The sequence below is a fragment of the Streptomyces sp. NPDC088246 genome (assembly GCF_044741025.1).
In the GTDB taxonomy this organism is placed as follows: domain Bacteria; phylum Actinomycetota; class Actinomycetes; order Streptomycetales; family Streptomycetaceae; genus Streptomyces.
In genome coordinates, this window is record NZ_JBIURV010000115.1 from 1 (window position 1) to 8,483 (window position 8,483).

The 8,483-nt window shown below is 68.7% G+C and carries 8 protein-coding genes; all 8 read right to left on the minus strand.

The features are described 5' to 3' along the window. Window positions 1–146: 146 nt before the first annotated feature. The 8 genes from ACIPEK_RS45755 to ACIPEK_RS45790 all read right to left on the minus strand — a co-directional run bounded on the left by ACIPEK_RS45755 (window position 147) and on the right by ACIPEK_RS45790 (window position 8,272). Complete coding sequence (locus ACIPEK_RS45755) at window positions 147–1,439, minus strand: cytochrome P450 (protein ID WP_402008757.1); 1,293 nt, start codon at window positions 1,437–1,439, stop codon at window positions 147–149. Next, window positions 1,436–2,056: an ATP/GTP-binding protein gene (locus ACIPEK_RS45760; RefSeq protein ID WP_383077578.1), complete on the minus strand. Its 621-nt coding sequence runs from the start codon at window positions 2,054–2,056 to the stop codon at window positions 1,436–1,438. Before ACIPEK_RS45760 ends, ACIPEK_RS45755 begins: the two co-directional genes overlap by 4 nt. Further along, entirely contained in the window at window positions 2,028–2,411 is a 384-nt protein-coding gene (locus ACIPEK_RS45765; protein WP_384464301.1) for a DUF742 domain-containing protein, read from the minus strand. Before ACIPEK_RS45765 ends, ACIPEK_RS45760 begins: the two co-directional genes overlap by 29 nt. Continuing rightward, window positions 2,408–2,839: a roadblock/LC7 domain-containing protein gene (locus ACIPEK_RS45770; RefSeq protein ID WP_383077574.1), complete on the minus strand. Its 432-nt coding sequence runs from the start codon at window positions 2,837–2,839 to the stop codon at window positions 2,408–2,410. The genes ACIPEK_RS45765 and ACIPEK_RS45770 overlap by 4 nt, the downstream gene beginning before the upstream one ends. An 11-nt stretch (window positions 2,840–2,850) precedes the next feature. Continuing rightward, entirely contained in the window at window positions 2,851–4,224 is a 1,374-nt protein-coding gene (locus ACIPEK_RS45775) for a sensor histidine kinase (RefSeq protein WP_402008760.1), read from the minus strand. 1,298 nt (window positions 4,225–5,522) lie between these two features. Further along, window positions 5,523–6,530, minus strand: coding sequence for a zinc-binding dehydrogenase (locus tag ACIPEK_RS45780; RefSeq protein WP_402008762.1), 1,008 nt, complete (start codon window positions 6,528–6,530; stop codon window positions 5,523–5,525). Window positions 6,531–7,060: 530 nt separating this feature from the next. Then, window positions 7,061–7,399, minus strand: coding sequence for a peptidoglycan-binding protein (locus ACIPEK_RS45785; RefSeq protein ID WP_402008764.1), 339 nt, complete (start codon window positions 7,397–7,399; stop codon window positions 7,061–7,063). A gap of 162 nt (window positions 7,400–7,561) precedes the next feature. Then, window positions 7,562–8,272, minus strand: coding sequence for a class I SAM-dependent methyltransferase (locus ACIPEK_RS45790; RefSeq protein WP_402008766.1), 711 nt, complete (start codon window positions 8,270–8,272; stop codon window positions 7,562–7,564). Window positions 8,273–8,483: the final 211 nt, after the last annotated feature.

The following is an 8,483-nucleotide window of genomic DNA, read 5'->3' on the forward strand; positions in this document are numbered from 1 at the left end:
TGGTGGCCGGGGGGGGGGGGGGGGGGGTCTGGGGGGGGGCCCGCCCCCCCCCCCCCGCCCGCGGGGGGGGGGGGGGGGGGGGGGGGGGGGGGGGCCCGGCCCCCCCCCCCCCCCCCCGCGACGATCGACGGCAGGTGATACGGCTTCTACGCCTTGGTGCTGCCTGACGCCGGGGACAGTGGCGCGTCCTGCCCGGGGCCGGAGGGGCTCCGGCTCCAGGGGGTGGCCCCGTCGGCGTCGGGGGTCAGCGGGGTGAACCGGGCCGGGAGCGCGGTGAGCGTCCGGTAGACAGCCCCGGGGCGGTAGGTCAGCTCGTCGGCGGGAACGTTCAGTTCGATGTCCGGCAGGTAGGTCAGGAGCCTCTCGATGGCGGCGGTGGCGATCAGCGTGGCGACGTCACGGGCGGGGCACGCATGGGGCCCCGCAGCGAAGGCCAGGTGCGCCTTGTTCCCGGAGCGATAGCCGTCCACCGGCACGCCCGAGTGGGGGCAGGTGTTGGCGGCGGCGTACGACACCATGACGGGCGAGCCTGCGGGGAGGCGAGCGCCGTGGAAGGTCACGTCCTTCTTGGGGAAGTGGACGCTGTAGTTGGCCAGCGGCGCGTCGTGCCACAGCGCGTCATCGATGGCGTGCTGGATGGGCAGGCTCCCGGTGGTCAGGGTGCCGAAATAGCGGTCGTCGCTGAGCATGCGGACGAGCGTGTTGGCGATGAGGTTGCACAGTGGCTCGTTCCCGGCCCCGAGGGTGATGAGGATCTGGTGGACGGCCTCTTCCTGGCTCAGCCCATTGGGATGATCGATGAACCAGGAGGTCAAATCGTGGCCGCGCTTCGCCGCCTTGGTCCCGTAGAGGGTTTCGAGGTAGGCGCCGAACGACTGCCCGCCCGCTGCCTGTGTCTCCGGATCGCTGTCCATCATCGCCCCGAGCGCCCACACAAGCCGCGGGCCCTCCTCGTCCGGCATACCGAACAGCGCATTGAAGAGCATCAGGGGCAGCCGCTGCGCGTACTGGCGGACGAGGTCGACCGTCCCGGTATCAGCGAATTCCTGGAGCAGCGTGTCGGCGTAGCGGAATGTCAGGACGCGTACGTCATGGGGATCCAGGAGACCGAAGCTGTCCGTGATCACCCGTCGCAGGTGCGCGTGTTCCTCGCCGTCGGCGTAGAACAGACTCGGCCGCCACTCCACCAGGGGCCGGATCGGGCTGTCCTCCGGTACCTGCGGCAGCCAGCTCCGGGTGTCCTTGGTCCACGTATCGGTGTCCTGGAGGAGGTCGAGGGCGGCCCGGTAGTCGGTGACCAGGTGGACCACGACACCGGGGGCCACCTCGGCTACGCCGACCGGCCCCTGCCGGCGCAGCAGTTCATAGCTGCGCTGCGGGTTCGCGGCGTGTTCGGCCCCATGCAGGGACACGGGTGCTTCGGCTGGTGTGAGCGTCACGAGGCTTCGACTCCGGCAACGGATATGGAATGGGCGGTCAGTTGGATGAGGGCGTTAAGGCCGCTGTTCTTCTCCCGTGCGTCACAGGTGACCAGCGGTGTCTCCGGGGCGAGGTCGAGCTTCGAACGGATGAGCTCCAAGTCGTATGCGGGTGAGTCGGGGAAGACATTGACAGCGACGGCGTACGGCAAACCGCGTTCCTCGATGAGTTCCATCACCTCCCAGGAGTCTTTGAGCCGCCGGGTGTCGACCAGGACGAGGGCACCGAGTGCTCCGTACGCGATGCCTTCCCACAGAGGAAGGAAGCGGCGCTGCCCGGGAGTTCCGTACAGGTACAGAACGATCTTGTCGCCCGGCAGGGTCAGACGGCCGAAGTCGATGGCGACCGTGGTGGTGGTTTTGTCACGCAGGACATCGTGGCTGAGGTCATCGGTAGCGACCGCCGCTTTCGTCATGACCTCGTCGGTGTGCAGAGTCGGAATCTGCGACAGCGACTTGACTACGGTCGTCTTGCCGATACCGAGCGGGCCGGCAACGAGGATCTTGATCCTTCGGTGTTCTCCCTCAGGCAGGTAGACGGGAGGCGAGCTAGGCGGCAAGGAGAGCGTGGAGTCCACTCAGAACCTCTTCCAGGACTTCTTTCGACGGTCGGCCATCGTTCGACGCGCGCAGAGCGTCCGGAATCGGGACGCTGGCTTTTAACTGACCGTCACTGACAAGTTGTTCGGCGAGCACCAGAGTCACGCTGACCGGGAGGCCGAGATAGCCGGCCAGTTCGACGACGCTGAGAGATCCGCCGGTAAGCAGCTCGACCACGCGCTGGTGCACCGCCGTGTGGTACCTGGCGAGGGGCAGACCACTGGCACGCAGAGCGGCCAGCGAATCGAGGGTGCCAGGGAGGCCGGCTCCGGGGCTGGTTCCGGTCGCGAGGTAGGCCGGCAGCAGCCGTCGCTGTTCCTGGCCGCGGCTCATGACGCCCCGTCGCTGGTACGAGCGGGAACGGACATGATCTGTTCCCCGAGTTTCATGGCCTGGCGGGCCATGGTGGCCGCGACCACGCCCATGGGCATATCCTCATCGCCTGCCGCCGCGATCAGGGTGTTGGTTCCTTCGCCGACCGGCATGACCATGTAGGTGCCCCGGTCGTTGTGTGAGGTGACGGTCGTGAGTGGAGTGCTCGGAGGGGCTCCCAGAACGGCGTTGGTGGCGGCGCGGGAGGCGGAGTGCAGCGCGGCAGTCATCGCACCGATGCCGTCCGCCTCGTCCTTGGTGAGGTTCTCGGAGGTGGCCTGGACCATCCCGTCGAGAGTCATGGTCAGGGCGTGCCGGACACCACGGATTTCGGTGATGGGCTTCAGGACCCAGGCGGACGGGCCGGTCTCTTCGCGGGCTTCAGACATGGTCACAGTGTTTACTCCGAATCGGTGACGGACCGGCCGTTGGTGAGGCCGCTTTGGAAATCGCTCCAGATGGCACCGGTGTTCTCCGGGTCCAAGGGGCGGGGCGCCACGGCGGCGGCGTCATCAGGGGTGGCTGTCGCTGAGAAACGGCGGCGGCGCTGCGGCAGCTCCGCTGCGGCGGTCGGCGCGGGCGAGTGCGCGGGCGCGGGCGAGTGCGCGGGCGAGTCGGCAGTGGAGGGCCGCTTGTGGGCCTGGGGCGCCACGGCGGGTTGGGGAGCCATGACCGACGGAGGTGTGGCGTTTTCGTCGATCGAGGTCAGCAAGTTCTCGGGAACTGACACCACAGCGCGCACCCCGCCATAGGGAGAGGAAGTGTCGATGGAGACGTGGAGGCCGTAGTCGGCGACGAGACGGCCGATGGCGGCGAAGCCCATGGACGGCGGGTCACCGAGCTCGAGGAGCATCACCTCTTGCTGTTCACCCGATATCAGACCTCGGCCGCGGGCGAGCGCCTCTGAGGTCATGCCCTTGCCGGCGTCGTCGATCGTGATGCACACACTGCCGTTGCCGGTCTGGAACAAGCTGACGTCCACCATGAGGTCATCACGGGAATGCTCCAGCGCGTTGGCCATCAGCTCGGCGCAGACCACGGCAACAGGCTCGGCCGCGCGCCCGACCACGCCGATGTTGGAAAGGCCCAGCCGAGAAACGATGTTGATGCGGTCGAAGCCGCGCAGTCGGGAGGAGGCGCCACTGACGACCTCGCTCACGTAGGTGTCCTTGCGGACGTGCCCCGGCCAGCCTCCGCACACGATGGCGGATTTCTGGGTGAGGCGCAGGTTCTGCTCATTGAGGTGGTCGGACTCAAGCAGGCTCTGCGTCAGACGGGGCGGCGCGCTGAACTCGTGCTGCAGACCAACGATATTCGTCTGCAACCGGTAGGAGAGGGCCTGGGACTCCTGAGTCGCACCGCGCAGGGCAGCCCGAGCAGCGGCGTCGATGCGGCGCCTTTCCTTGAGGACGATGTCAGAAACAGCGTCGGTCAGGGCGTCGAGGAGCTGTGCAGCCTCGGACCCCGCGAGGTTCTTGTGCAGCAGTCCGGGGACGGGGTAATGAGAGCTGATCAGGTGCAGTGCGAGAGCGGGAAGCCGCTCGGAGACGAGGTGACGCACTTCGTCGAGAAGCTCCGCCTCGCGGGTATTGACCTCCTTCATGCGGGACTCTGCGGTCTGCCTGTTCTGCACCTCGGTTCGGGCGCGGCCCTCGGCCGCCTGCGTACGGGAATTGGCGGCCTGCGCCTCCGCGGACAAGTCTCTGCCCCGTCGTACGTGTTTGCGGCGCGAGCGTGCCAGGAGCAGCGCCCAGACTGCTAGAAGGAGGGACAAGACGCCGAGGGCAAGGGCGATTTTTGAGGACAAGGTCACGGAGGGTGGTCCTAGGGGTCGGGGTCGTGTCTTCGAAGAACGGTGCAGCGGTTCACTTCCCCGTAGGGGTGGTGAGTGCGGCCTCCGGAGAACTGACGGACAGGAGTAACAATGTGGCAATTCGTGAATAATGTGTGGACCGTTCATGCAGGGCGAAGAAGTGGCACCGCAGACAAACGACTGCGAGGCCGAGACGGGGCCCGGTGAACGGCCCGCGCCGGCCAAGGCTCCAGCGGCGCGATCCCCACGGTCGGCATCGGCCGTCCGGCCAGCCCTCGCGCAACTCCCGGCCCCGGAAACGGACGCAGGGCGGAGCCCGCTGAACGCACATGAACAGGTTCATTCCGAGCTCCGTTGAGGACTGCGAACGCCGGCTACATCGGGTGCTTCCCGCCATCGCACGCAGTCGACTCGCGGCCTGCCACTTCCTAAAGCAAGGTCAGTTTAACGGAGTTGATCTGTACACGCAGCGTTGGTAGGCCTGCGCAGTTACAAGCCGGACGATCTTTGCTTGCTGGGCTCTCGACTCCGATCGCACGGCGTGGACAATGGCACTGTCCGGTAGCTCGCCGAGCGCACATTCCGGTGGCCTCGGTACGCAGCGCGGCAGCCAGGTGCCCGAAGGCCAGGGTGAGCGGCGCGAGTTCGGTAAGGAGCCCGGCGCCCGCGCTGTAGGTGCGCAGCAATTCGAGGCGGTCGCGCTCGCCGGCGGACGGGCTCTCCAGCCAGGCGTCGAGGACGAAACCGTGGGCGGCGGGGCTCGGGACGAAGGGCGGCGGGCCACACAGCGACGTGCTGCGGCAGCCGTCGAGGACGAAAGCCAGTCTCCGCAATGGTCACTCCTACACGCACGAGGCGCCCGGTCGCCCCGGCTTCTGCCCGATGTCCGGTGAACTCGTGCTCGATGCTTCCGCGCTGGAGGGCCGCTACGAGTGCGCTTGCGGAACCTGGGCCCGGGGCAACCGGAAAGGTCTCCTGTATGAGTACCGCATGCCGGACGACGAGGTGTGCCCACTGTCCGGAGAACCGATAGAGGTTGCCGCGGACCAGTCACCACGACCGGCTGCACATGGCCACTTCCGCATGGTGCCGCCTGCGTCGAGCGGTGGAGGGGAAAAGCAAGTTGGGAGCGGCGGCAGCTCCAGCGTCTACACCATTTTGACCGGGCTGCCCGGCCATGTCCGTCGGCGGACGCGGTCAGTTGCCGCCGGCGCACCCTGCTGCAGCTCGACGCCGCCGCCTCAAGGAGGTAGCGGCGGCTACCAGGGGCGGACGAGGACGAGGCCGACCTTGCCTGGCCGTACCGCGAGATCTACGGCGTCGGCCAGCTCGCCAAGGCCGTACGTAGCGGCCACCTCGAACTGGTCCTTGAGCCCCAGCGCGATCTGCTTCGCGGTCGCGACGTCGGATGCCCGCCTCTCGGCGGATGCCTCGGACAACCACCGGCCGATGCTCTTGCCCCGCATTGTCAGCGACTTGTCCAGCAGCGTCGACGCATGCACCGAGATCGGCTCCTCGGCAATCAGCCCGTAACTGACCAGCTTCCCGCCCGGCGCCAACAGGCTCAGAAGGCTCTCCGCCAGCTTCCCGCCGATCGGGTCGAAGGCCACACTCACCGGACGGCCGTCGGCTGCCTTGCGGACCTCGTCGGCCCAACCCGGATGCTCTGTCGACACGACCGGCACGTCCGGGAACCGTGTGCGCAGCTCGGCGGCACCGCGCTCGCTGCGGACGACGTTGACGAGCGCCAGGTTGTGGAACTGCGACACGCCCGTCACCAGCCGCCCGACCGACGAGCCCGCGGCGGTCTGTACCAGACAACCGTCGTAACCGAAGGCCAGGTGCTCCTCCGCCTCACGGCGCAGCATCACCGTGGTGAGCGGATTCGCCAGCATCTGCGCGGCGACCCCGTCCGACAGCTCGTCCGGTACGGCGACGACCACCTCGGCGTCCGCCACGATCCACTGGGACCACGCCCCCGGTTGGGGGAAGACCGTTACTCGGCCGCCGACCTCGACACCCGGCGCCGCGCGCGTTCCCGGGCCGATGGCCTCCACCACGCCGGTGGCCTCCAGGCCGGCCGGAACCGGCTGTGCAGCCTTCCCTGGGTAGGCCTCGATGGTCTGGAGATCACCAGGGTGCACCGTGAAGGCCGTGGTGCGGATGAGGACCTGGCCGTGCTCGGGCGCTGTCGGCTCCGGCTCCTCGATGATGGTCAGGACGTCGGCGGGCAACCCGCCACGGGTGTAGACGACACGACGGTTCATGATTCTCCTCCTGTGCGTTGGTGTGCGCGGAGCTTGGCCGGGGTGTCAGCCGGGAACCTGCAGCAGCAGGGGCTTTCCGCTCGCGCACCGTCCAGCTGCATCAGCCGCCCGCCCTCATACGGACGGCCAAGGTTCAGGGCGGCGCCCCGCCCCGACTGGTCCCCGGTCACCGGCGCTGGCCCGCCGGGACGAGACGCGCACCCTTGGGGCGCCGATGACGCCGCGGGTGAAGGGTGGTTCATCCGCCGCGGAGCCCCGGCATGCCGGAGGACGGCAAGTGGCCTTCTGTGCGGGCGAGGAAGCCGACGCGAAGGCGGCCGTGGCCAGCTTGCTGGACCGATTCGGAGTGGCCGTTGGCGCACGCCTGGTAGCCGACGGGGCGGCCGGACGTGGAGCAGGGTGGAAGATGCCACGGTCCGAACGGTAGGGGGCGCGGGGATCGAGCTCCGGGATCTCGGGGGCCTCCGCGCGTCCGTCCGCGGCCTTGGAGCACCCGGACATGCGCGCTCCGGTCATCAGCAAGGCCCGGGTCACGGTCGATGCGGTCGAACGCCGCCGACAGGTCCGCGTCCAGGGCGGCCCCAGGTGCGGGGGCCGATGAGAACGTCGGCTTCCAGCCTCCCGGGGGTATGGAAGGAGCGTACGGCGGCGTTGGTGGCCGGACCGAACACGCCGTCCGCTTCTGCGATGTGGGTCTTGCCGATACTGCCGACGCGCTCGGCTCGCTGCGCGGCCTCGTAGAAGACCTCGTCGTAGTGCTGTGAGACATTGGCCAGGTAGCTGGCACGGGCGGGGATGAGAGCGTCCCACACCCGGCCGCAGACGGCAGTGAATTCCTCCTGGGCCGGCGTATCCATCGTCTTCTTCACGTCCGCATCATGCCGGTGTGGCCGGTGTGGCCGGTCGGCGGGTGCGGGGGCGGTGGTGTTCTTCGGCGAGGCGTTCCAGGGCCGCGACGGCACGGAGTACGGCCAGGGGTTCGTCGGCGATCTACGTCCTCTGTCACCCGACCGGTCAGGCAACGGAGTCTTTCAGGGAAGCGGATGAGGTGTCCCTGTGGGGGCGCGCAGGTGCCAGACGCGCGCCGGGGGGAGGTTGCCCCATACGGTGCGGCAGCCGGCGGCGTGGGTCTGTTGGAAGGTGTCGAGTACGTGGGTGACTCCGCTGTGCCGAGCCAGGCTCCGGGAGGTGCCCAGCAGTGCGCGGAGGCGGGCAGTGCCGCAGTAGCCGAAGTACGTCAGGTGGCCGCCGGGCTTGAGTGCGGTCAGGTAGCCGGCGAGCAGATCGGACACCTCGCGGGCATGGAAGTTGGCGAACGGCAGCCCGGAGACGATCATGTCGTAGCGCGCCTGGGGGGCGAGCTCTGCCACCGGTCCTGCGATCAGTGCGATGCGTTCCCGGTGGACCGCCAGCCGGGGGTCGGCGCGCAGGTCCGCGGCGAGCAGGCGAGCGAAGCGGGGGTTGGCCTCGACGAGGTCCAGAGTGTCCTCGGGGCCGAGCAGGTCCGCCAGTACTCGGGAGACCGCGCCGGTTCCGGCACCGACCTCCAGTACGGCGCGCGGCTGCCCGGTGCGGTGCGCCAGCGGCGCGGCGAGCGCCGCGGCGAGGTGACGGCCGCTTGGGGTTACTGCCCCGGTCGTACGGAAGGTCCGGAACGTCTCGGCGAAGAACAGCCGGCGGTCGGCGAGGCGTCGTGCCGGGGTCCGCCGGGCGGGGGATGTGTGTGTCGGGGAGAAGACCATGACATGGACGCTAGGCAGCCGCGGGCGCATCGGAATCTTCCGATGTGTGACGACGACCCCCGACGAAAGCAGGGGGTCCCGATGGCCGTTCGCCGGGGTCCATAAGGCAGGAGCGTCCCTAGTAGGGCTTTGTTAGGTCCTGTGGTGGGGTTCGGGGGTTGGTGCGGGTTGGCCGCATATCGAGCAGGCGCCGGTCCAGGTGGCCAGGAGG